General features: G+C 36.9%; 22 protein-coding genes and 1 other annotated feature. Of the genes, 15 read left to right on the plus strand and 7 right to left on the minus strand.

Going from position 1 to position 25,425, the window contains the following annotated elements; translation table 11 throughout:
* Positions 1-4 precede the first annotated feature (4 nt).
* The 4 genes from ACS127_RS09945 to ACS127_RS09960 all read left to right on the plus strand — a co-directional run bounded on the left by ACS127_RS09945 (position 5) and on the right by ACS127_RS09960 (position 9,374).
* On the plus strand, positions 5-6,019 hold the full coding sequence (locus ACS127_RS09945) for a Cna B-type domain-containing protein (RefSeq protein WP_440894888.1): 6,015 nt from the start codon (positions 5-7) through the stop codon (positions 6,017-6,019).
* Between the two features lie 387 nt (positions 6,020-6,406).
* A complete protein-coding gene (gene aroD, locus ACS127_RS09950) occupies positions 6,407-7,153 on the plus strand; it encodes a type I 3-dehydroquinate dehydratase (protein ID WP_440894889.1) in 747 nt (248 codons plus the stop codon).
* Positions 7,154-7,379: 226 nt separating this feature from the next.
* Positions 7,380-8,606 (plus strand): coiled-coil domain-containing protein, encoded by a 1,227-nt coding sequence (locus tag ACS127_RS09955; RefSeq protein WP_440894890.1) that lies wholly within the window; start codon positions 7,380-7,382, stop codon positions 8,604-8,606.
* Positions 8,607-8,993: 387 nt separating this feature from the next.
* The gene (locus ACS127_RS09960) at positions 8,994-9,374 is read left to right on the plus strand and encodes a YisL family protein (protein WP_440894891.1); all 381 of its coding nucleotides are present in this window, start codon (positions 8,994-8,996) and stop codon (positions 9,372-9,374) included.
* An 89-nt stretch (positions 9,375-9,463) separates the two neighbouring features.
* Here the strand turns inward: ACS127_RS09960 and ACS127_RS09965 are convergent, their stop codons facing one another.
* Complete coding sequence (locus tag ACS127_RS09965) at positions 9,464-10,324, minus strand: DegV family protein (RefSeq protein WP_440894892.1); 861 nt, start codon at positions 10,322-10,324, stop codon at positions 9,464-9,466.
* A gap of 206 nt (positions 10,325-10,530) precedes the next feature.
* Between ACS127_RS09965 and ACS127_RS09970 the strand changes: the two genes are divergently transcribed.
* Positions 10,531-11,382 carry a YitT family protein gene (locus ACS127_RS09970; RefSeq protein WP_440894893.1) on the plus strand — a complete coding sequence of 284 codons (852 nt, stop codon included), beginning with the start codon at positions 10,531-10,533 and terminating at the stop codon, positions 11,380-11,382.
* A gap of 288 nt (positions 11,383-11,670) precedes the next feature.
* Here ACS127_RS09970 and ACS127_RS09975 read toward each other — a convergent pair whose 3' ends face one another.
* Together ACS127_RS09975 and ACS127_RS09980 are read right to left on the minus strand one after the other, a co-directional pair.
* Positions 11,671-11,934 (minus strand): NifU N-terminal domain-containing protein, encoded by a 264-nt coding sequence (locus ACS127_RS09975; protein ID WP_440894894.1) that lies wholly within the window; start codon positions 11,932-11,934, stop codon positions 11,671-11,673.
* A 117-nt stretch (positions 11,935-12,051) separates the two neighbouring features.
* Positions 12,052-12,873 carry a Cof-type HAD-IIB family hydrolase gene (locus ACS127_RS09980; RefSeq protein WP_440894895.1) on the minus strand — a complete coding sequence of 274 codons (822 nt, stop codon included), beginning with the start codon at positions 12,871-12,873 and terminating at the stop codon, positions 12,052-12,054.
* Between the two features lie 164 nt (positions 12,874-13,037).
* On the opposite strand from ACS127_RS09980, the gene ACS127_RS09985 reads away from it, so the two are divergent.
* Both ACS127_RS09985 and ACS127_RS09990 read left to right on the plus strand, forming a co-directional pair.
* Positions 13,038-13,808, plus strand: a complete 771-nt coding sequence (locus tag ACS127_RS09985) for an alpha/beta fold hydrolase (protein WP_440894896.1) — start codon at positions 13,038-13,040, stop codon at positions 13,806-13,808.
* Between the two features lie 172 nt (positions 13,809-13,980).
* The gene (locus ACS127_RS09990; protein ID WP_440894897.1) at positions 13,981-14,292 is read left to right on the plus strand and encodes a metal-sulfur cluster assembly factor; all 312 of its coding nucleotides are present in this window, start codon (positions 13,981-13,983) and stop codon (positions 14,290-14,292) included.
* Positions 14,293-14,402: 110 nt separating this feature from the next.
* On the opposite strand, the gene ACS127_RS09995 is transcribed toward ACS127_RS09990, so the two are convergent.
* Both ACS127_RS09995 and ACS127_RS10000 read right to left on the minus strand, forming a co-directional pair.
* A complete protein-coding gene (locus tag ACS127_RS09995) occupies positions 14,403-15,104 on the minus strand; it encodes a Crp/Fnr family transcriptional regulator (protein ID WP_440894898.1) in 702 nt (233 codons plus the stop codon).
* Between the two features lie 44 nt (positions 15,105-15,148).
* Complete coding sequence (locus ACS127_RS10000; protein ID WP_440894899.1) at positions 15,149-15,967, minus strand: undecaprenyl-diphosphate phosphatase; 819 nt, start codon at positions 15,965-15,967, stop codon at positions 15,149-15,151.
* An 82-nt stretch (positions 15,968-16,049) separates the two neighbouring features.
* Between ACS127_RS10000 and ACS127_RS10005 the strand changes: the two genes are divergently transcribed.
* Positions 16,050-16,448 (plus strand): hypothetical protein, encoded by a 399-nt coding sequence (locus ACS127_RS10005; RefSeq protein ID WP_440894900.1) that lies wholly within the window; start codon positions 16,050-16,052, stop codon positions 16,446-16,448.
* Positions 16,449-16,581: 133 nt separating this feature from the next.
* On the opposite strand, the gene ACS127_RS10010 is transcribed toward ACS127_RS10005, so the two are convergent.
* Positions 16,582-16,755 carry a DUF2929 family protein gene (locus ACS127_RS10010; protein ID WP_440894901.1) on the minus strand — a complete coding sequence of 58 codons (174 nt, stop codon included), beginning with the start codon at positions 16,753-16,755 and terminating at the stop codon, positions 16,582-16,584.
* A 588-nt stretch (positions 16,756-17,343) separates the two neighbouring features.
* Between ACS127_RS10010 and ACS127_RS10015 the strand changes: the two genes are divergently transcribed.
* The 4 genes from ACS127_RS10015 to ACS127_RS10030 all read left to right on the plus strand — a co-directional run bounded on the left by ACS127_RS10015 (position 17,344) and on the right by ACS127_RS10030 (position 20,719).
* On the plus strand, positions 17,344-18,279 hold the full coding sequence (locus ACS127_RS10015; protein ID WP_440894902.1) for a beta-ketoacyl-ACP synthase III: 936 nt from the start codon (positions 17,344-17,346) through the stop codon (positions 18,277-18,279).
* A gap of 41 nt (positions 18,280-18,320) precedes the next feature.
* On the plus strand, positions 18,321-19,562 hold the full coding sequence (fabF, locus tag ACS127_RS10020) for a beta-ketoacyl-ACP synthase II (protein WP_440894903.1): 1,242 nt from the start codon (positions 18,321-18,323) through the stop codon (positions 19,560-19,562).
* Between the two features lie 145 nt (positions 19,563-19,707).
* Positions 19,708-19,905, plus strand: coding sequence for a hypothetical protein (locus ACS127_RS10025; protein WP_440894904.1), 198 nt, complete (start codon positions 19,708-19,710; stop codon positions 19,903-19,905).
* Between the two features lie 58 nt (positions 19,906-19,963).
* Entirely contained in the window at positions 19,964-20,719 is a 756-nt protein-coding gene (locus ACS127_RS10030; RefSeq protein WP_440894905.1) for a DUF3603 family protein, read from the plus strand.
* A 41-nt stretch (positions 20,720-20,760) separates the two neighbouring features.
* Here the strand turns inward: ACS127_RS10030 and trpS are convergent, their stop codons facing one another.
* Positions 20,761-21,756: a tryptophan--tRNA ligase gene (trpS, locus tag ACS127_RS10035; protein ID WP_440898119.1), complete on the minus strand. Its 996-nt coding sequence runs from the start codon at positions 21,754-21,756 to the stop codon at positions 20,761-20,763.
* A 68-nt stretch (positions 21,757-21,824) separates the two neighbouring features.
* Positions 21,825-22,030: a binding site (T-box leader), on the minus strand.
* 386 nt (positions 22,031-22,416) lie between these two features.
* Here trpS and ACS127_RS10040 point away from each other — a divergent pair.
* From ACS127_RS10040 to ACS127_RS10050, 3 genes are all read left to right on the plus strand, one after another.
* Positions 22,417-22,710, plus strand: a complete 294-nt coding sequence (locus ACS127_RS10040; RefSeq protein ID WP_440894906.1) for a HesB/YadR/YfhF family protein — start codon at positions 22,417-22,419, stop codon at positions 22,708-22,710.
* A gap of 750 nt (positions 22,711-23,460) precedes the next feature.
* Positions 23,461-24,501, plus strand: a complete 1,041-nt coding sequence (locus tag ACS127_RS10045; RefSeq protein ID WP_440894907.1) for an ABC transporter ATP-binding protein — start codon at positions 23,461-23,463, stop codon at positions 24,499-24,501.
* On the plus strand, positions 24,488-25,420 hold the full coding sequence (locus ACS127_RS10050) for an ABC transporter ATP-binding protein (protein ID WP_440894908.1): 933 nt from the start codon (positions 24,488-24,490) through the stop codon (positions 25,418-25,420). The genes ACS127_RS10045 and ACS127_RS10050 overlap by 14 nt, the downstream gene beginning before the upstream one ends.
* The last annotated feature ends 5 nt before the right edge of the window (positions 25,421-25,425 follow it).

A 25,425-nucleotide genomic window follows, 5' to 3' on the forward strand; every position in this document is an offset into this window, starting at 1 on the left:
TCTTATGCCAGGAATAGCTCCACTGCAAACGGCACATACAGAAGGAAACAAGGCTAACAAGTTGTTTGATTTTGAAAATATTACTGAAAGCTCTTATTCTGCGGAGGATGACGGTGTTTTTCTACAGCTCGATTGGTCACTTGAAAACTATGAATTAGAAGAGATAGATCAATCTGTAGCTTTTAATTCTCCTGTTAAATGGGTAGATCAAGAGGGTACTTTATCTTTGGCAGGAAACGCAGAAATAGATGTTGCTACTTATCGAACGACAGAAGATAAGATTACGGTAACGTTTAATGAAAAAGCTTTAGAATATCCAGAAGCAAACGGAACTTTAAAGTTACGAGTAGCGATGGAAGAACAAGAAGAAGAAGTTGCTAAAGAAGAGGATGCCACTGTGAAAGAAGAAGCGACGGTAGATCAAGTCGCTGAGGAAACAGAGGACACAACGGCAACTGAAGAAGTTGTTGACGATGAAGAAGCCATAGACGTTGACGACGATGAGGGTGTAGCGATCGATCCGGCTAATGTTGGACCCCAAAAAGAGTTAGGAGATATCTTTACATTTAGAAATTTGACAATTGGTGGTCAAAACATTTCTGACGGAGATATTATTGAAATAGACGAAGATACTATTGCAGAACTTGAATTCAGTTGGAACACAGAAGGAATGAATGCACAGGCTGGTGACACAGCCTCGATCCGTCTTTCTGATGCCTTCGAGATTGTTACAACACCAGAAGAACCAATCAAAGTCGAAGGAACAGAAGTAGGAACTTATCACGTTGAAAATGGTGTTCTTAGATTTGTATTTAATGAAAATATTGAGAATGATGATGTCCATAATGGATATGTCAATCTTGGATTAGAGTTCAATATGGACAAATTTAGAGAAAATATTGAACAAGAGATTCCATTCCATGACGGTAATGATCAAAACCTTACTGTTGTTGCAAAACCAAATTTAGAGCATAGTGGAATTGATAAAGAAGGTCATCCTGATACGCGGCATGATGCAAGAGAAATTACTTGGACGATCGATGTGATTAATACTAATGAAGAAGAAATAACTGAGGCAACATTAGCGGATAACATTCCTAACGGTTTAGGAGAAGCTAGAGATTTTGTTATCCATGAGCTAAATGTTGGCTATGATGGGGATATAAAAGAAGGTGCTGATGTCACGTCAACGCTAAACCCATCTGAATTCCCGATTGACTTAGGTACAATCGCTCCTTTTAATGGTTATCGTGTCCAATATACAACAACCATTGAAAATTATGCAGCAGAATCATTTACCAATGAGGCAACATTTGAATATGGTGATACCAGTTTGCCAGCTGATGATACAGTGAGTGGCTTGACAAGAAGTAATCCAATTGAAAAAGATGGTTGGCAAATTGACGATGATGTTATTCAGTGGCAGATTGATGTCAATAAGAATGGCAGTTTAATTAGTGAAGCGATAGTAGAAGATAGCCTGCCTGATGGTTTAACCGTAGACCCAGATAGTATCGAAGTCGTTAGAATTACACAAAACGGAAGTCGGTGGATTGAGGGAGAAGCTCATGAGGATTCATTTACGGAATTCCCGATAAACTTAGGTGAGCTAGACCGGGAGGACGCTTATCGAATCAAATTTCAAACGACTATTGATTGGGAAGATGTAAATAGCGGAGAATATTTAGAGGGAAATGGATTCGAGAATGAAGCGACCTTATATGATGGTGAAGATGAATTAAATGATGATGACGCAAGTGTTACTATTGAAAGAGATCCTATTCTTCGAAAAGTTGGAGCATCCAATGTTGATTATGATAATAAAACTGTTACTTGGACCATTCATGTTAACGAAGCAGGACATCCAATTGGAAATGTGGTATTAACAGACTTAATTCCAGGAGGATTAGCGATTGATGAAGATGATATTGTTATTACTGACGAAGCAGGAAATGAATATACCCCTGTTAATATCAACCTTGATTCTAATGCCGATGGTGGAACAGAGGTCGTTATCAACTTAGGAAATGTAGGAACGCGACAGCTTAAAGTTGAATATACAACAGAAATCACTGATTTTACAATTAATAACTTTAATAATGATGTTGGCATGATTGGTGATGGTATTGGTCCAGATGGAGAAAATGCCAATGCTAATATTGCACCAGCAAAAAACACGTATAATAAGAGTTTCGCTGGAATTGACTACAACGAAAAAACAATTGATTGGCGTTTGAATGTCAATCCAGTAAGAGAAGATATTAATTCTGGATTTGTTATTACAGATACTTTCACGAATGACGGACTAATCTTGTTGCCAGATACTGTTGATATTAAACTTGGTGAAGAGGATCTTGAAGCGGGGACAGATTATACTGTTGCACCTATTGATGGTGGATATCAAAATGGATTTACAATTACCTTTAATAGAGTAATAGCTGATGGAGAGCTAGTCGTCAAATTCACTACCTCTTATGATCCGGAAGTAGAAGTTGATGGGGAGCTTCTGATACCTCATTCTAATGAAGATGAAAAAGAACTTTATAGAAATAAAGCTAAATTTGATGGAACAACTGAGAATGGGAACACTGTTGGTGAAGAAGATGATGATGATCACAGAGTGCGAGGAGATTCTTGGAATAGTGGTAAAAAAGAAGGTCAATTGGTTCATTTTGACGACGAAGGCAATGCAGTAAATGGTTGGGAAAGTGGTAGTGAAAGAAAGATTGCCTGGCAGCTCTACCTTAACTATCAAGAACAAAACCTTGGAACAGGTGTCGTCGTAACAGATGAACTAGCTTATGCAGGTGATATTGACGCAGATAGTATCCAAGTATCGGTTTATGATGTAGATTCTGACGGTGAAACTGAAGTTAATGGACCAGCATTAGATCGAGACCGTTATTCAGTGAACACTGATGAAGACGGCAAATTTATTTTAACTTTCGCAGAAGATTTTGAAGTAACCGAAAGATATGTGATTGAATTTACTACATCTGTACCTGACATCTCAAAAGAAAAGTATACTAACAACGCAACCGTTACAGCTGGCGATGTAGATTACGATTATTCAGCAACTCTGAATTATAATGAGCATGATGATTTCTTAGCTAAAAGAGCAGTTAATGCTGAAGGTAATCGTGTATTCACAGGTGATGAAGTCGAGTGGGAAGTCAAAGTCAATGAAAGCCTATCAATTATTCAAGATGCTGTGATTACAGACACGATTAGTGCAGGGCACGTTTATTTAGCAGATAGTCTTGAAGTTTATAGATTACAAGATCAAGAAAAAGCCCTAGAAGAAGGAACTGATTATGATCTTGATGTAGTAGCGGTGACGGATGAAAATGATGAACCTACTGGGGAAACAAATCTAGTCATTGATATTACTGAAGACTTAGTAGACACCTTGGTTTTAAGATATACAACTGTTGTAACAGAAACAAATGGTGAAATTGGTAACAGCATCTCATTAAATGGAACGGCTATTGATCAACAGTTTGTAGAGTCTGATAAAATGAGTGCTAGACAATTTTCTGACGCAGGTGGCGAATGGTCACGGAGTAGAGGAGCTTTAAAAGTGACAAAAGTCGATGGTGAAACTGACGAAACAATAGCAAATAATGAAGCGACTTTTACACTTTGGTATGAATTAAATGGTGAAAAACAACAATTTGGTGAACAAGAGTATACGACTGAAGATGGTGTTCTTGAAATAGGAAACTTACCATTTAGAACTTACTATCTAAGAGAAGTTGAAGCACCAAATGGTTATGTTTTATCTGAGGAAGATTTGGAAATTGAAGTAGAGACTGCAATTGGTAATAACCCAGATAATTATGTGTATGCCGAAAAAAGTTTCGAAAACACCAAGGAAAAAATCACTATCACTGGAGCAAAAGTATGGGATGGTGGTCCACAACCATCAATTGAATTGCAGCTATTTAGAGATGGCGAACCGTATCGTGCCCCAGTAGAGCTGGGAAATGACGAAACAGAATACACATGGTCTGACTTAGACAAAACAGACATCGACGGTAATGAGTACAACTATACGGTAGATGAAGTAGAAGTGCCTGAAAACTATGAAAAAACTATTTCAGAAGATGGTTTGACTGTAACCAACACTTATGTCATTCCGAAGACAGAAGTAACAGGAACAAAAGTGTGGGAAAATGGTCCAGCAGAAAAACCAGCCATAGAACTACAGCTCTATAGAGATGGAACAGAATATGGTGATCCCGTAACATTAGAAGCCGGTGAAACAGACTATACGTGGACGGAATTGGATGCAACAGATGCAGCAGGAAATGCGTATGACTATACGGTAGATGAAGTGGAAGTTCCAGAAAACTATGAAAAAACTATTTCAGATGACGGTTTGACTGTAACCAACACTTATATCATTCCGAAGACAGAAGTAACAGGAACAAAAGAATGGGTGGATGGTGAAAATAATCGTCCAGATTCAATCCAACTTCAACTGTTCAGAGATGACGAAGCGCATGGAGATCCCGTAACATTAGAAGCCGGTGAAACAGACTATACGTGGACAGAATTGGATGCAACAGATGCAGCAGGAAATGCGTATGACTATACGGTAGATGAAGTGGAAGTCCCAGAAAACTATGAGAGGACTATTTCAGACGATGGATTAACTGTAATCAACACTTATGTTGTACCGACATCAGATGTTACTGCAACCAAGGAATGGGTACAGGGACCATCTGATAGGCCAACAGTCTGGTTTAAACTATTCAGACATATCGAAAACGAAGAAAAACAAGCAGTAAATGTTGAAATCAAAGCATTAGAAGATGGTGAAACATCAGTAACTTGGGAAGATTTAGCTGTAACAGATAGAGAAGGAAACGAATATATCTACTCTGTACAAGAAGTAAATGCAGAAGGAGAAGATTTCGAACCAGAAAACTATGTGAAAGCTGAAAATGAATTAACGGTAACTAACAGCTATGTTAGCCCAACAGACGCAAGTGCAAAGGCTACAAAGGTTTGGGAAAATGGATCACAAGACAGACCAACAGTTTGGTTCCAATTGTGGAGACACATTGAAGGTGAAGAACCAGAAATTGTACCAGAAGAAGAAGCTGAAATTAAAGAGCTAGCAGAGGGTACAACCGAAGTTGTTTGGACTGGGCTCACAAGAACAGATAGTGCGGGAAATGAATATATCTTTTCGGTACTGGAAGTAGATGCTGAAGGGAATGATTACCAGCCAGAAAACTATCAAAAGGTTGAGGATGGTTTAACGGTTACTAACACTTATGTAATACCAAAAACAGAAGTAACAGGAACGAAAGTGTGGGAAAATGGTCCAGCAGAAAAACCAGCCATAGAACTACAACTTTATAGAGATGGAGCAGAGTATGGTGATCCCGTAACACTAGAAAATGGTGAAACAGAATTTACCTGGACTGACTTAGACAGAACGGATATTGATGGTAATGTGTATGCTTATACTGTTGATGAGGTCGAAGTTCCAGAAAATTATGAGAAAACTATTTCAGATGATGGTTTAATCGTAACCAACACTTATGTTAGTCCAAAAACAGAAGTAACGGGAACGAAAGTGTGGGAAAATGGTCCAGCAGAAAAACCAACCATAGAACTACAGCTCTATAGAGATGGAGCAGAATATGGTGATCCCGTAACACTAGAAAATGGTGAAACAGAATTTATCTGGACTGAATTGGATGAAACTGATTTAGACGGAAACGTTTATGAATACACTGTAGATGAAGTAAATGTACCAGAACATTATGAGAAGTCTATATCAGAAGATGGCTTGACAGTAACCAACACTTATGTAGACCCAGAAGATCCCGAAACACCAGTTGAAGACCGAGAAGACCCATCTGAAGACCCGGAAGAACCCTCAGGTGGAGAAACACTTCCTAAAACAGCAACAAATATATTCAATTTATTTGGTGCAGGCCTAGGCTTATTAATCGCTGGGGTATCACTCATTATCTTCCGAAGAAAAAGACAAGAAGATTAAACACAATTCAAAAGACTCCAATCGGCATAATTTTTGACGATTGGAGTCTTTTTTAAAGAATAAGTTTTTCTGATGATTGTTTAAGTAAAGGTTAGATTTTACTTCACACAAATGTGAAGATTTAGTTATTTTATAAACTTTTTGATAGTAAAACCAGGTTTCGAAGAGTTCACATCATAAGAATAGCTGTTTTTCTTATTTTTAATCCCGGGTCTAGGGCAGAAAGATTTAGCTGAAGGTCTAATAAAGCAATTTTTCTAAGAGGTAAAAGATAATCTATGCCCAGGTTGAGATAAATCATTGATTGTCATGTAATGAAAGGATGTAAGCTTTTCAAAAAACGTGGTATAATATCAAAATAATTATAATAAAGTCAGGGTGGCGAGAATGTTAAAAGTAAAAAATGTGACAATTGGAGAAGGACAACCAAAGATTTGCCTTCCTATTACTGGACAAAGTGTTACAGAAATTGAGCGGCAAGTTATTCAAATAAAAGAAAAAAAGCCCGATTTAGTAGAATGGCGAGTGGATTTCTATCCAAGTCATGATATTGAATTACCTTTGCAGATCATTCATCAACATATTCGAAATATTCCACTTATTTTTACCTATCGAACCAAACAAGAAGGTGGCCAACGAGAAATTACTGATCAAGATTATCTTGCTATCAATGAGAAAGCCATGATGTCTAATCTAATTGACTTTGTTGATCTCGAATTAAAACAACCTGTTGTAATACGTGACCCGCTTATTGCAAAAGCTAAACAGCAAGGTGTACATACGATTATTTCAAATCACGATTTTGAAAAAACCCCAGCAAATGAAGAGCTGATTAATCGATTAAAGGAAGCTGAATTAATTGGTGCATCAGTAGCAAAGATCGCTGTTACCCCAACTAATACTCAAGATGTCCTTAGATTACTAAGTGTGACCAATAAAATGAAAGACATGATTAATATCCCACTCATTACAATGTCCATGGGCGGAGTTGGTTTAGTAACACGGTTAATGGGTGAAGTATTTGGCTCGGCAGTTACTTTCGGCGCTGCAGGTCAAGCTTCTGCACCTGGTCAAATTGATAGTGAAACCTTATCGACTATTTTAAACGTCATTCATCAAAATTTCACAAAATAGTCACAATGGATGAGTCCTTTGTATGGACGTATTTTATCAAGATTGTAATGTAAAAGAAGGTTTATTTTCAAAAATGAAATATAATTGTAACAATTCTATCATCGTCTTGAAATTAATCAATGTTATACTAGCGTTGCTGGTTAAAAACTAGCATGTTTTCAAATAAAACATAATAGATTTATATAGAAATGATAAACTATACATAAGAAAGTGAGCGTGGAGCTACGTGAGTGGTAAAAAAGTCGTTGTTAGTTTTGTTCTAGGAATGGGAATACTGTGGATGTTTCCTTCTATGTCTAGTGTTGTGAACGCAGAAACGGAAGGTACTTTGCAAGAAGAGCGTTCAGAATTACAATCGGAGCTCAATGAAAAACGCAAAGATTTAGAAGAAATTCAGCTAGAACTGGTAGAGATTGAGGAAGACATTGACTTGATTGATGAAGTTATCGAATCCAATGATCAAGAAGTGGCTAAAACAGAAGCAAATATTGAGGAAAAAGAAGGAGAAATTAGTGCGTTAGAAGAGGAAATTGATCAGCTCGAAGATGATATTGACCGTCGTCACAATCTGTTAAAGGATCGAGCATCTGCACTACAAAAAAATGGCGGATCAATCAGTTATCTTGACGTTTTGTTTGGCGCTCAAAGTTTTACTGATTTCATTGACCGTGTTTCATTGGTTACTCGAATCACACAATCAGATCAAAGTTTGTTAGAACAATTGTATGTTGACCAAGAAGAGGTTGAAGAGCAAAAGCAATTGGTAGATGATAAATTAGCAGAATTAGAAGATACTAAGCTAGAATTAGAACATATCCAGGAATTAACGCTTGAACAAAAAGCACAACAAGAAGATAAGCTGGAACAGTTAGAAGAGAAAAAAGCGCAAAGTGAAGCGTTAGTGGCAGAACTTGAAATAGAAGATCGTGAAATTGAACAAATGATAGAAGAAGCTAGACGAGTTGCAGCTGAACAAGAGGAACAAAATATTGTTCAATACAGCAGTGAATCAGATGATACACCGCAAGTAACGCCAAGTGTTCAAACAACAAATGTAGCAAGTGGTAACATAGGTACAATCATCGGTGCAGGTAAACGTTACATTGGAAATTCTCGATATAAATGGGGCGGCGGACGCTCACAATCAGATATTAGTAAAGGCTTGTTTGATTGTTCCGGTTTTGTCTCATGGGCTTTCGGTCAAGGCGGAGTTAGTGTCCCTGCCAGTACAGGCGCTTTAGCTGGAACGGGAACGAAAGTATCGACAAGTGATATGCAACCAGGAGATATCGTTTTCTTTGACACAAATGGGACAAATGGACATGTTGGAATTTACCTCGGTGGCGGAGAGTTCATTGGTGCACAATCATCAACAGGTGTCGCCAAAGCAAACATGAGCAGTGGCTACTGGGCAGATTACTTTAGCGGTCACGTACGTCGAATCGTTAAATAATAAAATAAGCAAGCCAAAGCTTTTACTCAGACTTTATGAGTAAAAGCTTTTTTTATGGATAATCTGCTTTATTTTGGGTATGTTCACATGGTTATCCGTACGTTCGCACCCAAAATTAAGATCTCGTATACAACTACAATGGGGTTCATAAGTAAGATCAAAATATTACCCCATAATCTCGTATCATGATATTAAGAGGTATTATAAGAAAACTATCTATTATTCATCGTCTGAAAAAAAATGAGTTAATAGGTTTAAGATTTGAAGCCATTTTTTGTGTAATAATTTAGTCATCTTCATGATTAGTATTTTCCTTTCTATCGTAAAAGAAATAAAGGTTTAGGTAATCACAAACACGGAAATATACTATTAAAGAGGAGGGCTAACATGTTTAATATGCATTTGCATGTCACGAGTTGGTTGCTTGGAATCATCTTATTTATCGTAACTTGGATCTTATACAACAAAGGGAAAACTCAAGTTGCGAATGTCATCCATAATGTTAATCGAATTATTTTCTTAGTTATTTTGTATTCTGGTTTTATGCTATTGTATCGCTATACACAAGCGCCAGTGTGGTCAGATTATGGGGTGGAGGTAATTGTAAAAGGAGTTGCAGGTATCTGGCTAATTGTTGTGATGGAATGGTTTTTGCACCGCTATAAAAAAGGTGTTGCATACAAAGGGCTTGTGGTCCAATTTATCTTTATGCTTGCTATTGTCCTTATTCTTGGCTTTGGTCGCTTACCTTGGGGATTTTTACCGTAAAAGTGTAATGAACGACTATAATACAATATGTGCTAGAATTGAAAAGGTGAGTCGCTCAAAAGCGACTCACCTTTTATTTATCTATGCTATTATTGAATTTTTGAATTTGAGAAGAATAAGGCAATGGTGCCTGGTCCTGAATGTGCACCAATAGTTGAGCCGACCATTCGAATTTGAACATCTTTTACTTTAAAGCGTGTTTTAATCATCTCAGCTAATTGATTTGCTGTCTCTAATGCGTCACCATGACTAATCCCAATTGTTTGATTTTTAAAATCAGTTCCTCGTTCTTCCATAATGTCGAGCATACGTTGGAAAACTTTTTTTGAACCTCTCACTTTCTCAATGGGAACTAGTTTGCCATCATCAACATGAAGAACAGGTTTGATTTTTAATAGTGTTCCAATAAAAGCAGCCGATTTACTGACACGTCCTCCACGATATAAATACTCCAGATCATCAACCGTAAATATATGTTCCATATGATCGGCATAATATTGTGCAGTTGCGGTAATCTCTTCGAGTGATTTATTTTCTTGCGCTAATTGAGCGGCTTTTAAGACGACAAGTCCACCACCAAATGAAGCGCATTTTGTATCAATTATTTTTAATTGCCAATCTGGATAGGCTTCTTGCACTTCTTGGGCCGCAATGGTTGCTGATTGATATGTTCCAGACAATTCAGAAGAGAAGGCAATATATAAAGATGGCTGTCCTTTTTTGGCATATGTTGTAAAGAGCTTTTTAAAGTCTTCTGGGGCAACTTGTGATGTTTTTAGTGTTTTTCCATTTCGCATTTCATCATAAACTGTTTTTGCAGAAATCTCTTTACCATCTAAATAGTTTTTTCCATCCATTATGACCGTTAAGCTAACATGCTCAATATTATATTTTTCATAATCCTCAGAGGTTAAATCACTAGCAGAGTCGGCAATTATTTGAACGTTCATAACAAAATCCCTCCAGTTATTCTTAAAATTAAAAAATGATTGCATAATGATTACTTCTAGTTTATAGTTAGCGATGATATTCGTCAAAGATTATTTTCATTTTTCAAAAAAGATTCTTAAAAATTACTGTGATAAAATGGACTAAAGTTAATATTAGTTGGTTAAAATTACTTTAATGGTACATTAGGATGGGAGGAAGTACATTAATGTTTCTTTTTGAAGCCAAACGAATTTTTATTGTTATATTTGGTGCATTAATAAATGCTGTGGCATTAAATTTTTTCTTCATAAGTGCTGATGTTTATGCGAGTGGGTTTACTGGTTTGGCACAACTATTAGCTACCTTCTCCTCTGAATATTTAAATATTACTTTTATTAGTACAGGTATTTGGTTACTTATTTTAAACATTCCCGTTGGTTTATTAGGGTGGTTTAAAGTTGGACGTCATTTCACGCTCTATAGTATTTTATCTGTTTTAGCAACAACTGCTTTTTTAGAATTACTTCCAGTGTTAACTATATCTAATGATATTATGCTAAATGCTGTGTTTGGTGGTGTGATTGGCGGTTTTGGGGTAGGAATTACGCTAAAATGGGGGGCATCAACTGGTGGATCTGATATTCTGGCGATGGTGATATCTCGCGTTAAGGATAAGCCGATAGGAAGTTACTTGATGATTATCAATGGTGTGATCATTTTCCTTGCGGGTGTACTTAATGAACCTGAAAATGCTTTGTATACTCTGTTAGCGCTCTATGTTACTACCCGTGTTATTGATACCGTCCATACACGTTATGAGAAGGTAACGGCCATGATCGTGACTAAAAAGACTGATGAATTACAAGATGCTATTCATAAAAAGGTTACTCGTGGCATGACAATACTACCAGCACGAGGTGCATATACAAAAGAGGACAAATCGATGCTTGTAATTGTTATTACACGTTATGAGCTATATGATTTAGAACGAATCATTAATGAGGTTGATCCTGAAGCTTTTACAAATGTAGTTGAGACAGCAGGGATATTTGGCTTTTTTAGAAAAGATAGCAATTAAATTAAATGTTAGTAAATTAAAGATGAATAGATAAGTCTCTTTTAAGAAAACAGATGTAGGAAATGTTCAAACAAACTACATCTGTTTTTATTAGTTGTGATTTTATTGCAGCGTGTGTTGCTTGTAAAATGTGTGAGTTGATTGCAAATTGCGGAAGTTGATTGTAAATCGAGAAAGTTGATTGCAAATCGGAGAAGTTGATTGCAAATCGAGAAAGTTGATTGCAAGTTATAAAAGTTGAACATAAATTAAAAGAGGGGCTAGCCAAATAGCCCCTCTTTTCTATACTTAATATCCGTGTTCTTCCATAATAGCTTCTACCTTTGGTATCAAGGTATCCCACTCGATGTCAGATTTCTTATTTACTGTTATGAAGAATTGATAACCGAATACGTTATCGACTTCTTCAAGCTTCATGAGCTGATTGAGTACATCATAGTCACTGGATTGGCCTGGCATTACAGAGATGCTTGCATCTCCAGGGAAAATTTGTGTATTTGATATGAATTTCATTGCATTTGGATTTGGTGTTGCTTCAGAAATAACCGTCATGACCATCCTCCTTTTGATATTATCAACACAAGTCTAGCAAATTGTTTGGATAGATTAAAGTGATAAAGCTAAATCATGACACTTTATCTTAATCTATCGATTAAAACGTACTGGTGATTACTTAAGTTTTAGGTAATCTTCAATAAAGAGGGCAACACCATCTGCTTGGTTTGTTGCTGTTTCATATTTAGCGATCCCTTTTAATTGATCAATAGCATTTCCCATTGCAACACCTACGTCAGCATATTCGATCATTTCTAGGTCGTTGTCTTCATCACCAAAAGCCATCACATGACTAGGTTCGATGTGGAAATAATGTGCGATTCGATCTAAGGCAATCCCTTTATTCATCCCTTTGCGGACAATTTCTATCATATGCCAGGGTGCGCCCCAATTACGATGTTCGATAACAGAAGCGTGATCTCGAGTAAGGTTTTGACGTATTTCCTCAACTTGCTCTTCATCAGGATAGATGATTAATGAGGTGGGATCTTCATTTAATTGATTTTTAAGGCTGCCTATCCGAATCGGATTTTCCTCTCGATCAATATGAAAAATATCCAACAGCTCTTTATCGTAATGATTAATGTAGATATCGCCAAGGACCTCAGCCATCACATTACGAACATCTAGATCATAGCACGTTTGAATGATTTCTTTTGCTGTTCGAATCGGAAGTGGGCTATGTAAGACATCCCATTTTGAATCTGCTGGGTGGTGTAAATAAGCCCCGTTAAAATTAATCATTGGTGTATCAAGGTTAAGCTCTTCATAGTAATCAAGGCTGGCTCGGTGAGGGCGACCTGTTGCAATGACAACGATATGTCCGGCCTCTCGGGCTTTTTGAAGGACTTGTTTTGATTTGTCTGAAATTGTTTTTTCATCAGTTAATAAAGTACCATCAAGATCTAATGCGATTAAATGTTTTTTGTGATTCATTTTAAATCTCCCCTATCTATCTAATACACTAGTTTAAAGAAGTTTAATTGACCTGTAAAGAGTTAAATTACTTCTAGTTTGATAAATAAAGGGAATCTTTTGCAATATTCAATAAATATCGTTATGCTAATCTTATAACTCTGACCAAAATAGAAGATAGGATGATGAACGTGATTCAAGTTGAACGTGTAATGTGGGATGGGATTCCTGCTTTAATCTGTGTTAAGGATATACTTCATGATTCGGTTCTCCCCACTGTGACCTATTTACATGGATTTACAGGAGCGAAGGAAGACAATCTCTCAATTGGTTACTTGCTTGCTGAACAAGGTTTTCGAGTGATTCTGCCTGATGCTTATCTACATGGAGAACGTGAAAATAGCGATTCTGCTCATTTGGAACTTCACTTTTTTGAGATTATTCAAAAAAATATAACGGATTTGAAAATTATTTATGATCAACTAAATAACTTACATTTAATTGAAAATAAATCTTTTACACTGGCAGGGACGAGTATGGGAGGAATTACAACAGCCGCTGCCTTAACGTGTTATCCATGGATTTCACAAGCAGGAATTATGATGGGAACCGCAATGTTACATACTTTTTCCGAAGCATTGATTAGACAAACCGAGGAAAAGGGTGTTGAGTTACCATTATCTAAGCAAGAGCTGATGAACATGCTTGATAGCTTAAAGCAGTATGATCTTTCAATAAATACAGAAAAAATACAAAATCGACCACTATTTATTTGGCATGGGGAAGAAGATCGGGTAGTGCCATACCATCACGCCAAAACCTTTTATGATCAATTACAAGGTGATCTATCGTATGGTAATACGATCACATTTGTCAATGAAAAACAGACAGGACACAAGGTTACACGCCAAGCAAGATTAGCGCTGGTAGATTGGATCGCCCAGTCAATCGCATGATTATTTTTAGGTTTATCTAGTATGAGATCTTTTCGAACGGGTGAATGTTTTAAACGCACAATTCGTTAAGTTAGTGAATTTGAACTGTTGGAAGATTTACTTTATTTTTTAAACAATTTTGTTTAAAATAAGGATATAATGAGTTACTATTAGAAAAAGGGAGTGAAATCTAATGGATGAAGCATTACAAGAAAATTTACTCGGTGCTTTGGAGAATGTTATTGATCCAGAGCTCGGGATTGATATTGTTAATCTAGGCCTTGTTTATGGCGTTGAACTAAATGAGGAAGGGACAGCGATTGTCACGATGACATTAACAGCTATGGGATGTCCACTGGCTGGACACATTGAAGCAGATGTCAAAGGGGCACTATCCGACCTACCAGAAGTAAAAGATACAGAGGTGAATATCATTTGGTCACCACCATGGTCTAAAGATCGGATGTCACGCTATGCAAAAATTGCTCTAGGTATTCCTGATTAATTAATTGCTTAGATCATAAAAATGCCGGATGAAGATAGAAGGTGAATGATGCTATCATTCAAACCTTGGTCTCATCCGGATTTATTTTTATTATGGAAGAACTTGTTTTCCTAATTAACTGTACATAGAACAGCTGGACAGTTTTCACAGTTAATTTCTTTTTTCAAGTAGTCAAGCTGTTGAATGGTAATTCGTCCATGGTGCATTTGGATGATATCTTTTTGCTTTAAAGCATTTAACATCCGATTAACGGATTCTCTTGATGTTGCACAAAAATTAGCAATCTCTTGATTCGTCAATTGGATATCGATTAGGATGCCGTCAGCTACTTTCTTGCCATAACTATTTGATAGACGAATTAAAGTTGAATAGAGCGCCCCTTTCTTTCCATATAGAAGCAGATCGCGAAATTTAGTCTGATTCTTACGATGCTGAAGATTGGCAAATCTTAAAAATTCAATCATGGCATTTGGATTATCGCTCATTTCTTCGAGCAACTTTTTTTGATTAAAGACAGCAACTTCTCCCGATTCTGTTATTTTTCCATCAACCAAATAATTGGTGGGCAGTTCCCCGTTAATGAATTCACCAATTAAGTCGTTCGGGCCACAAAATCTTAAAGTTAGCTCACGTCCTTCAGACGATGTTTTACCAAGCAATATTTTCCCTGAGACAATCACATATAGATCTTTGACAGCTTCCCCTTGACGAAAAAGAAAGGTGTTTTTTTGGATTGGCATAAAGTAATCAGGTTTCGATAAATAATTGTTTAATTCAACGGGTAGTTGATTAATTTTTGTTAATCTGCGCATATCAAACACCCCCCAATGAGTTTGTCCCAAAAGCTGTCTACCAATTAAAGGATCAAAAAGGCAACCGATCCAGCAATAAAGCAGTAAATAGAAAAATAGACTAAATTGCCTCGAGCCATAATATTCATAAACCAACGAAGTGAAAAGTACGTTGCGATTCCGGCAGTTATGAATGAGATTAGATAAATCGGCCACTGTGAGATGAATTGTTCGGAAAGCAAGCTGTCCACTGATAAAATGAATGAGCCTAAACTAACAGGAATAAAAAGCAAGAATGAGAATCGTAAGGCTGTTTTTTGCTTCATTCCAAGTAACATTGCAGCTACTAGCGTTGCACCAGATCGACTAATGCCTGGAATAAGTGCAACAGCTTGAGCTAGTCCAACGATAATTGCATCTTTTACTGTTAGTTCCCCCTCAGTTTTTCGACCTCGCAAATTACGAATAATCCATAGAGCAATCCCAGTGACAATCAGTGAAATACCCACCATTTTTGCTGTACTAAATGTTTCACCGATTACATCCTCGAATAAAACACCCAAAACACCAGCAGGAATCGTAGCGATTATTAAATAAACAATAAAATCAAATTCTTGCTTTCCTGATGGGTCTTTTTTAAAAAGATACTTAATTCCTTTTGTTGCGAGGCGGACAATATCATCCCAGTAAATGATTATAATCGCAATCAGTGAGGCAAAGTGTAATAATATTTCAAAAGATAAATCTGTTCCTTTTAAATTAAATAGATCTTGAATCATTACCAAATGACCACTGGATGAGATCGGAATGGGTTCAGTAAACCCCTGAACAAATCCTAAGAAAATGTATTGCATAATTAAAATCAGTTGATCTAAAAATGTCATCTTTTTTCCTCCATTATTTGATTAAATAATCACGTCATAAATATTTAGGCATAGGCTAATGATGAGAAAGGGAGGGATCTCTATGCAAGATCATATTTATGATTTATGTAAGCAACATATGAATCAACATGTATTACTTCAGACAACAACTGGCGAACAAATTGATGGTATTATCATGAATCTTGATGATGAAAATGTTTATGTAGCGGTGCCGTCGAGTTCAGATGGAATGCAAGCAGAGAACAGGCAGTATAATCCGTATGGAGGGGGGCCATCATACCCGCCGAGACCACGCCCGCCTTATGGAGGGGGTTCACCTTATCCGCCTTATCCACCATATGGTCCTGGCTCACCTTATCCACCGTACCCAGGTCCATACCCGCCATATGGTCCGGGTTCACATCATGGATCAGGATCATATAATCAACTTGTTATTCCATTAGCAGCTTTAGCTGCATTAACTGTTTTGCCGTTGCTCTGATTATATACCTCTTGCTTAAACGAGCAAGAGGTCATTTTCATTTCAACTTGATTAATGTTATGCTATTATTCTAAAATTTAAGACAAAAAAATAAATGAGAAAAACACTATCCCTCATTAAATAAAGGCTGACATTAATGTTCTTCCTTAATGTAGCCTTCACCAACAAAGAGCGCAATTAAACTGAAAATACTGCCCATTAATATCACAGGCCATATCTTAAATTCATAGCCTCCCATACTGGTTAAAACATATCCTAAAACTAAACTGATGGCAAAAGACCATAATATTGTTATGATAAATCGCATGACTTCACCTCTAGATATTAAATATTCTCTATCTTTCTATTTTATCAAATGTAGCAGGAAAATGGAATCATTTTAAGTTTACTTAAAATGATTAGCTTTCTTAAATATGGAAAAAGTACTCTGTACCTTAATAAATGAAATAGGATACAGAATGGGCTCACCAGTGAAACGAGTTTAATCGGACTCATTTTTTGAGCAAATTATTATCTCTTGGATCCTAAAAAAGTTAGCAGAGCTATTTGCTTATTGAGAAATTAAAACAAATAACTGTTTTCGAAACTGTCAGTACTGGTTATAGCCCAGTTTATAGATGAACAAATTTCACCAATAAATTACCTATCATATCTGACATCTACATAGACTTGGAAAGTGTCCTGAAAATATGAACAGGATTTTGAACTAAGCTAAGTGGGAGTCGCATAATAGCTTGATAAAAAGATTTTTTAAATCATTACTGTTTCATATGGTTTATCTAGAAATTATTTTAAATATTCGTTTAAAGAACTTGATTATCTAAACATAATGCCTTATATTAGTACCAAGTGCTAAAATAAGTGATAATAGATAGATGAGTGAGGAGTAATGAAGATGGCGACTGGAATTATTGGTGTTGGGCATTATCTGCCTGAATATATCTTAACAAATAAAGATTTAGAAAAAATGGTTGATACAACGGATGAATGGATTAGAACTCGAACTGGAATTGAGACACGTCATATTGCAAAAGCAAAGGAAGAAACATCTGATATGGCGTATCAGGCAGCATTAAATGCTTTAGAACATGCTGATTTAAAAGCTGATCAACTCGACATGATTTTGGTTGCGACAGTGACTGCTGATCAAACCTTCCCGTCAGTCGCTTGTCAACTACAAGCAAGGTTGGGAGCGACTCAGGCTAGTGCGATGGATGTGGGTGCAGCGTGTTCTGGTTTTATTTATGGCATCATAACGGCAAAGCATTTTATTGATAGCGGTATGTATAAAAACATTCTAGTCATTGGAGCTGAAAAGCTATCTAAAATTACCGATTGGTCTGATCGTAATACTTGTGTACTATTTGGAGACGGTGCAGGTGCAGCGATTGTTAGTGAGGTAAGTGAAGGCAAAGGGATTTTATCATATGAGCTTGGTGCCGATGGAACAGGTGGAGCTTCTCTTCATCAAGATGACAATAAAATTCGCATGAACGGCCGAGAGGTTTTTAAATTTGCAGTTAGACAAATGCCTGAGTCAGCTGAAAAGGTAGTTGAAAAGGCAGGATTTGAAAAGTCGGATGTTGACTATTTGGTCCCACATCAAGCTAATGTTCGAATCATGGAAGCAGCTCGCGAGCGTTTAGGGATTGCTAAAGAGAAAATGTCTTATACAGTTAATAAATATGGAAATACTTCAGCAGCCTCGATCCCCATTTCCTTATCAGAAGACGTTCGTGAAGGAAAGATAAAAGATCAAGATTTAATTGTGCTTGTTGGATTTGGCGGTGGCTTAACCTGGGGAGCGATGACATTGCGTTGGGGTAGATAATTTAAAACTGTTGTAAGTAGCGAATAAAGGAGGATAAAATAATGGTGCGAAATCGAGTTGTTGTAACCGGTATGGGAGCAGTAACACCACTTGGAGCAACAAAAGATCAATTATGGGAAAATTTAATTGCTGGAAAATCAGGAATTGATTTTATTACAAAAGTGAACAGAGATGATTTTCCTGTCAAAGTTGCAGGTGAAATTAAAGATTGGGATCCGCAATTATATATCGATAAAAAAGAAACAAAAAGAATGGATTTATTTACTCAATATGCTGTTGGTGCGGCTAAAATGGCAGTAGAAGATGCCGGCTTAAACATCGATGATCAAAATGCTGACAAAGTAGGTGTTTGGGTTGGATCAGGTATTGGTGGGCTGGAAACTTATGAAGAGCAATTTCGGAAATTTTTAGCTAAAGGTTATCGTCGTGTCAGTCCATTTTTTGTCCCGATGTTGATACCAGATATGGCTGCAGGTCAAATCTCGATTCAATTAGGTGCCAAAGGAATCAACTCTTGTACTGTTACGGCATGTGCAACAGGTACAAATTCGATAGGTGATGCATTTAAAGTGATCGAACGAGGGGATGCAGAGGCAATGATTACGGGTGGAGCTGAAGCCCCACTAACGAATATGGCTTTTGCAGGATTTTCAACAGCGAGAGCCTTATCCTTTAATGAAGACCCGCAAACAGCAAGTCGTCCTTTTGACAAAGACCGAGATGGGTTTGTTATGGGAGAAGGTGCAGGAATTCTTGTGTTAGAGTCATTAGACTCAGCATTGGCTAGAGGAGCTGATATTTATGCTGAAATCGTTGGCTATGGCTCGACAGGTGATGCTTATCATATTACAGCTCCTGCTCCTGAAGGCGAAGGAGCTCAGCGAGCAATGAAACAAGCGATTGAAGATGCTGATTTGAAACCTGATCAGATTGATTATATTAATGCCCATGGGACGAGTACTCCATTCAATGACAAATTTGAGACGACTGTTATTAAAGCTGTTTTCCAAGCACATGCTAATGAATTATTGATTTCATCAACGAAATCAATGACGGGTCACTTGTTAGGGGCAGCAGGTGGTGTCGAAGCAATTGCTGCCATAAAAGCGATTGAAACAGGTATTGTACCGCCGACGATAAATTATCAAACCCCTGATCCCGAGTGCGATTTAGATTATGTTCCAAATGAAGCACGCAGAAAAACAATTGATGTTGCATTATCAAATTCTCTTGGTTTTGGCGGGCATAACGCAACTTTAATCTTTAAAAAATATCTAGCCTAAATAGAAAGATCTGTCCAGAGGTGATCTCAAAAAGTTAGTGTGAAAATCTAGCTTATCGAGTGACTACCCATTCATGTGGCAGGTCTTTTTTTATGTGGATAGACATAGAGTATTTGTGAAGGGACAAGCTACTGGAGGTGTCTGAATGTTATTTTTAATTGGTTTTGGTTTAACAGTTGCAGGTGGTGTCATGCTGATTTTATATATGAATCTTGTTCCTGCGGGTTTAGGTTGGACAAGCTATTGGCGCTTTGTTTTAACACAAACAGAATGTCAGCTTTTCTTTGTTGGTATCTTATTAATGATACCTGGTTATTATCGCCTGTTAAAAAGAATCAAATGAATAAATATCATAAAAATGGTGATACTATTTTGTAAATATGACAAGTGAGGGCAGTTCAATGATCGTCATGAATGATGTTTGGGTAAATTGGTTTGAAGGTGAAGAAAACGGATATAATGTTTGTCCATTTTTTGAATGGCGAAAGCTAGATGAAATCCATTTAATCGACACTATTCCTGTTCTATATGTTGAAACAGAAGTATATCAATATATAGAAAATGACCTCGATGATTTACCCAGAAAACTGTTAGATATGATTAAAAACCGAACAATTGTAAAAGGAAAGGTATTAAAATATGCTGCAGTCGTAACAGATGGCAGAGGAGTTATTGCCTTTGATACAATGGATTATCATCTTCCATTGAAAAAGAGCCGCCTCATCCCTCGACATGAGCGGAGAGTTTTCCAACTGATTCGAACACAAGCTAAATTGAGCTTCCCAGTAAAAAGAAATCAACCTGATAAGACAGGTCATTTATTTTCGCCTGCACCAGAGGCTATGGTTGGTTTAATTAGACGAGAAAGGGAATTAAAGCAACTGACAATGCTTGTACTTGATCAATTATGGGAAGGGAAAAATTGTGATGAAATCCATTATTGGTTAACAGAATGGGAACCAGACCGATATAGCATGATTTGCAAACTATCGTTTAAATCGGCTTGGCAAAGGTTATATCAACATATTTATCAAGGATGGTCTAAAAAACATGAAGACTTTTGTCGTGAAATTGTTAAAGGTCATCTTTTATTTGAACAATTGTGGGAAAGAGCCAATCAAACTAATGATGATATTGCCATGAAAAGAATAAAATAACCAGTCAGTAGCTTCCATTCACTGACTGGTTATTTTTAATATTATTTGCGTTTTTTTACTCTTCCAAGTCCAACGGCTTTCTTTGCTTTTGCAAGTGTTTTATTAGCAACCATACTTGCTTTTTCTGCACCATGATCAAGAATATCATCTAATTCCTGTGTATTAATAATGTCATAGTAACGTTCTTGAATCGGCTTTAACACTTCAATAACAGCATCAGCAACCTCTTGCTTAAATTGTCCATAACCGACATCTTGATATTTTTCTTCTATTTGATCTAAAGTTTGGTTCGTGCAACTCGCTAAAATGGTCATTAAATTACTAATACCTGCTTTTTCTTTTGGATCAAAGCGAATGACTCCCTCTGAATCAGTCATTGCACTTTTTATTTTTTTCTCAATTCTTTTGGGTTCATCCAACATATAAACAGTTGCTTTTTGATTGTCATCAGATTTACTCATCTTCTTTGTTGGTTCTTGAAGAGACATAATTCGCGCGCCAACATCTGATACTCTGATATCAGGAATGGTAAAAATGTCATTATACTTTCGATTAAAGCGTTCTGCTAAATCTCTTGTTAATTCTAAATGTTGTTTTTGATCATTGCCAACAGGGACGAGATTTGTATTATAAAGCAAAATATCGGCAGCCATTAAGGGAGGATAAGTTAATAACGCTGCTGATACGGCTTCTTTTCCAACTGATTTGTCTTTAAATTGGGTCATTCGCTCAAGCTCACCGATGTAACTTTGGGTTTGCATGATCCAGCATAATTGAGTATGGGCAGGCACTTCAGATTGAATAAAAAGTGTTGCCTTTTCATGATCAATACCACTTGCTAAATAAAGCGCAGCTAATGAGCGAATATTCTCTCTTAACTTTAATCGATCTTGAGGAACAGTAATCGCATGTTCATCAACGATACAAAAATAACAATGATAATCAGATTGTAAATCAACAAATTGCTTCATTGCTCCTAAATAATTTCCTAGGGTTAGCGACCCACTGGGTTGAATGCCTGAAAAAATGGTTTCCATTTTATTCACCTTTCCTTTTCTTCTTTAAATGATGATTGAAAATAAAAAAACTCATTGTCCGATTATGGTTGAGGGACGAATGAACCGCGGTGCCACCCTGCTTATCTCGGAAAATGAGATCACTTTAAAATCAGATAACGTTTGATCAGAACGGTATGTTAAAACATACATGCTCGAAAGCCCCAATTTCATCATATCTTGGTATCTGTTTTCAGCAGCCAGATTCTCTAATAAACCAGTGGACATGAATCCTACACTTTTTCATCGCAATCATATAATTAATCATATTATAATCAATTACTACAAGATAGGCAAGAGCCATTCCTTTACTCTTCCCTGTAATCGACTGATTGGCTAATAGAGTTATTCTACTTTCACCTCTATCGATAGACTTCATGAATAACTCGTGAGATAAGTTTGTTCTGTCGATTAACCTCTATTAACAATTTGATTAAGGACCGTAAGGATAGAGCATTAAGTATGGCAACGTAACAAATGGGGGCTTTACCCTAACACGAATAATCAACAATCGTAAGTATGACATCTGAGACAAGCTACGATCTATTGTTCAAAGCGGATGACTTTAAAAACTTGAAAATCATGTTACAATAGACCAATAGTAGTTAAATAATGAAGGTAAGCTTGAAAGGATTTTTTATAATGAAAATTGAACTAACTGATCGAGCTTTAAAGTGGTTTAAAGAAGAGTATGGTGTACAGGAAGACGAATATATTAAATTTTTCCCACAGATTTATGGAAGTAGTCCAGTGCAAGATAATTTTGCCCTAGCCTTTCGTAAAGTGGACCAACCCATTGATAAAGGTGTAATCATAGAGAAAGAACAAGTGCGTCTTCTTGTTGAGCAGGATGATTTATGGTTTTTTGATGGTCATAATCTAAAGATAGATTACTTAGCTGATGAAGATGAAGTTATTTTCGATTATCAGAAATAGTTAACTTAAGAGCAGTATTAAAATGGTCTTAAAATAAAACACAGCAAACTTTTAAGTTTTATGGTTGCTGTGTTTTTCGATTTGATTCTAACAAGGTACTTTAATTAAATTTTACGATTGAATAAGTAGACAAGTCAGCTATCTATTGTGAAAATCATTCACTGTTTTTTGAAAGTAAATGATTATTTATACATTGTGAATAATAATAGTGTATATTTAGTGATTTTGAATTATTTTCTCTATTCCCTGTGTCACTTGGCATAGGATATTTGACTGAAAATTAATATATTTTTGAATATTATCTAATTTTGCGATTAATATTGCATTTATATAACGAATCCAATATAATTCACCTTATGCAATTCTATGGTGTCTATTTTTGAAGATTTGTGAATTTCTTTTTGATATTTTGTTTATATAGGCGATCTTATCTTAAAGTTTTCTTAAAAAATTCACACACTATTTTTACCCTTTATGAGGATAGAGTTTTAGCTAAGAAGCGGTTTTTAGGGAGCTAATGTTTTACGTTCAAAGTATAAGATAAACTAACATAGGTGTGCTTGAAGTGTTACATGATTATTTAATCATGTAACACTTCGCTAAGAAACTGCATGACGTTTGTTCAAGAAGTGATACTAACCTATGGGGTTGTTTCGCAAAAAGACGAGCGAATGCGATTTTTTTAATCGTGCGTTAACTTTTTGTATATGATGAACTACTTTGTTTACTGTTTTTACTGATGGATGAGTTATGAAAGAGAAGGAGCGAGTAAGAGTGAAAACTGAAAAGCTTTTAGAGATCAAGCATTTGAATACCTCCTTTCGGATTCGAGATGATTATTATGCGGCTGTTGACGATGTCTCATTAAGTGTGAATAAGAATGAAGTCTTAGCCATTGTAGGGGAATCTGGATCAGGAAAAAGTGCATTAGCTTTTTCCATTATGCGCCTACACAATCGAGCGAAAACAGAAGGAGAAATTTTATTTAAAGGGGAAGATGTCGTGGGGATGTCTTCTTCACGTCTGAATCAGGTGAGAGGAAAAGACATGGCGATGATTTTCCAAGACCCGTTAACGGCTTTGAATCCATTAATGACGGTGGAAGAACAGATTGGTGAAGCCCTCTACCTACATGATAAAAGACTGGGGAATAAAGAACGACGCCGTAAGGTGATTGACTTATTAAATCAAGTCGGTATTCCTCGCCCAGACTATGTCGTTGATCAATTCCCTCATGAATTATCGGGTGGGATGCGGCAGCGTGTGATGATTGCGATTGCGATTTCCAATGATCCTGAATTATTAATTGCCGATGAGCCAACGACCGCCTTGGATGTGACGATCCAGGCCCAGATTCTTGATTTGATCCGAAACTTAAAGGAGAACATGGACGCCGGTATTATTTTAATTACTCACGATTTAGGGGTCGTGGCTGAAATGGCAGATCGGGTGGCTGTGATGTATGCAGGGGAACTGGTCGAAGTGGCCACTGTGGAAACCTTGTTTGATAACCCACAACATCCTTATACACGCTCTTTATTAAATTCGGTTCCTAATACCCATCAAAAACAGGGGAAATTACATGTGATTCAAGGGATTGTCCCTTCCTTAGCTCATTTACCTCGAACAGGCTGTCGGTTTAAGGCACGAATTCCTTGGGTTGAGGAGACAGCTCATGAAGCTGATCCCGTTTTACACGAAATAGCGCCCGATCATTGGGTGCGTTGTACGTGCTATAAGCATTTTCATTTTCCCGACATAGAGGAGGTTGAGACAAGTGGCCTTTCTTGAGATTAACGATTTACACGTTCATTTCCCCATTCGAGGCGGTCTCCTGAATCGAAAGATTGATTCAGTTCGAGCGGTTGACGGGATTTCCTTTCAAATCGAAGAAGGTAAAACCTATGGTCTCGTTGGTGAATCCGGTTCAGGTAAAACGACAACCGGTCGAGCCATTATTGGTTTAAATGAGATTACATCTGGTCAAGTCCTGTTTCAGGGGACGGACTTAGCCGATAAAAAGAATAAAAAATTAGATTTCAGAAAAGATATTCAAATGATCTTTCAAGATCCCTATTCTTCTTTGAACCCAAAGAAACGGGTGTTAGATATCGTGGCTGAACCGTTACGGAACTATGAAAAACTAACGAAAAAAGAAGAAGTGATCCGGGTTGCGGACTTGCTTGAAAAGGTCGGGCTTTCAGAAGAAGCGATTTATAAATACCCACACCAATTTTCAGGGGGACAGCGGCAACGCATTGGGATTGCCCGAGCGATCGCTTTAAAGCCTAAGTTGATTATCGCCGATGAACCGGTTTCTGCCCTTGATGTGTCTGTGCAAGCCCAAGTGTTAAATTTCATGCGGGATATTCAAGAGGAACTCAATTTAACTTATTTATTTATTAGCCATGATTTAGGCATTGTGAAACACATGAGCGATCAGATCGGCATCATGTATAAAGGGCGTTATGTTGAGGAAGGGACAACAGAAGATATCTTCACCCAGCCCCAACATATTTATACGAAGCGCTTAGTGGCGGCTATTCCAGATATTAATCCAAAAAATAGAGCAAAGCAAAAGACTTTTAGAGAAGATGTTCAAAAAGAATATGAACAGTCCTATCATGATTATTTCGATGAAGAGGGCTTGGCTTATCCTTTACGTCGCCAATCAGAAACCCATCTCGTTGCTTTGCCGGAGAGAGGGTGACTTAA

It is taken from the genome of Amphibacillus sp. Q70 (assembly GCF_052055485.1).
In the GTDB taxonomy this organism is placed as follows: domain Bacteria; phylum Bacillota; class Bacilli; order Bacillales; family Amphibacillaceae; genus Amphibacillus.

Bases quoted from the DNA above. Each gene is read 5' to 3' on its own strand.
- ACS127_RS10045 (WP_440894907.1), top strand. From the start codon at position 23,461: ATGAAAGAGAAGGAGCGAGTAAGAGTGAAAACTGAAAAGCTTTTAGAG.
- aroD (WP_440894889.1), top strand. From the start codon at position 6,407: ATGTTAAAAGTAAAAAATGTGACAATTGGAGAAGGACAACCAAAGATT.
- ACS127_RS09980 (WP_440894895.1), bottom strand. From the start codon at position 12,873: ATGAATCACAAAAAACATTTAATCGCATTAGATCTTGATGGTACTTTA.
- ACS127_RS10030 (WP_440894905.1), top strand. From the start codon at position 19,964: ATGATCGTCATGAATGATGTTTGGGTAAATTGGTTTGAAGGTGAAGAA.
- fabF (WP_440894903.1), top strand. From the start codon at position 18,321: ATGGTGCGAAATCGAGTTGTTGTAACCGGTATGGGAGCAGTAACACCA.
- ACS127_RS09995 (WP_440894898.1), bottom strand. From the start codon at position 15,104: ATGCGCAGATTAACAAAAATTAATCAACTACCCGTTGAATTAAACAAT.
- ACS127_RS10015 (WP_440894902.1), top strand. From the start codon at position 17,344: ATGGCGACTGGAATTATTGGTGTTGGGCATTATCTGCCTGAATATATC.
- ACS127_RS09960 (WP_440894891.1), top strand. From the start codon at position 8,994: ATGTTTAATATGCATTTGCATGTCACGAGTTGGTTGCTTGGAATCATC.
- ACS127_RS10010 (WP_440894901.1), bottom strand. From the start codon at position 16,755: ATGCGATTTATCATAACAATATTATGGTCTTTTGCCATCAGTTTAGTT.
- ACS127_RS09975 (WP_440894894.1), bottom strand. From the start codon at position 11,934: ATGACGGTTATTTCTGAAGCAACACCAAATCCAAATGCAATGAAATTC.
- ACS127_RS09945 (WP_440894888.1), top strand. From the start codon at position 5: ATGCCAGGAATAGCTCCACTGCAAACGGCACATACAGAAGGAAACAAG.
- ACS127_RS09965 (WP_440894892.1), bottom strand. From the start codon at position 10,324: ATGAACGTTCAAATAATTGCCGACTCTGCTAGTGATTTAACCTCTGAG.
- ACS127_RS10005 (WP_440894900.1), top strand. From the start codon at position 16,050: ATGCAAGATCATATTTATGATTTATGTAAGCAACATATGAATCAACAT.
- ACS127_RS09990 (WP_440894897.1), top strand. From the start codon at position 13,981: ATGGATGAAGCATTACAAGAAAATTTACTCGGTGCTTTGGAGAATGTT.
- trpS (WP_440898119.1), bottom strand. From the start codon at position 21,756: ATGGAAACCATTTTTTCAGGCATTCAACCCAGTGGGTCGCTAACCCTA.
- ACS127_RS09970 (WP_440894893.1), top strand. From the start codon at position 10,531: ATGTTTCTTTTTGAAGCCAAACGAATTTTTATTGTTATATTTGGTGCA.
- ACS127_RS10000 (WP_440894899.1), bottom strand. From the start codon at position 15,967: ATGACATTTTTAGATCAACTGATTTTAATTATGCAATACATTTTCTTA.
- ACS127_RS09985 (WP_440894896.1), top strand. From the start codon at position 13,038: ATGAACGTGATTCAAGTTGAACGTGTAATGTGGGATGGGATTCCTGCT.
- ACS127_RS10040 (WP_440894906.1), top strand. From the start codon at position 22,417: ATGAAAATTGAACTAACTGATCGAGCTTTAAAGTGGTTTAAAGAAGAG.
- ACS127_RS10025 (WP_440894904.1), top strand. From the start codon at position 19,708: ATGTTATTTTTAATTGGTTTTGGTTTAACAGTTGCAGGTGGTGTCATG.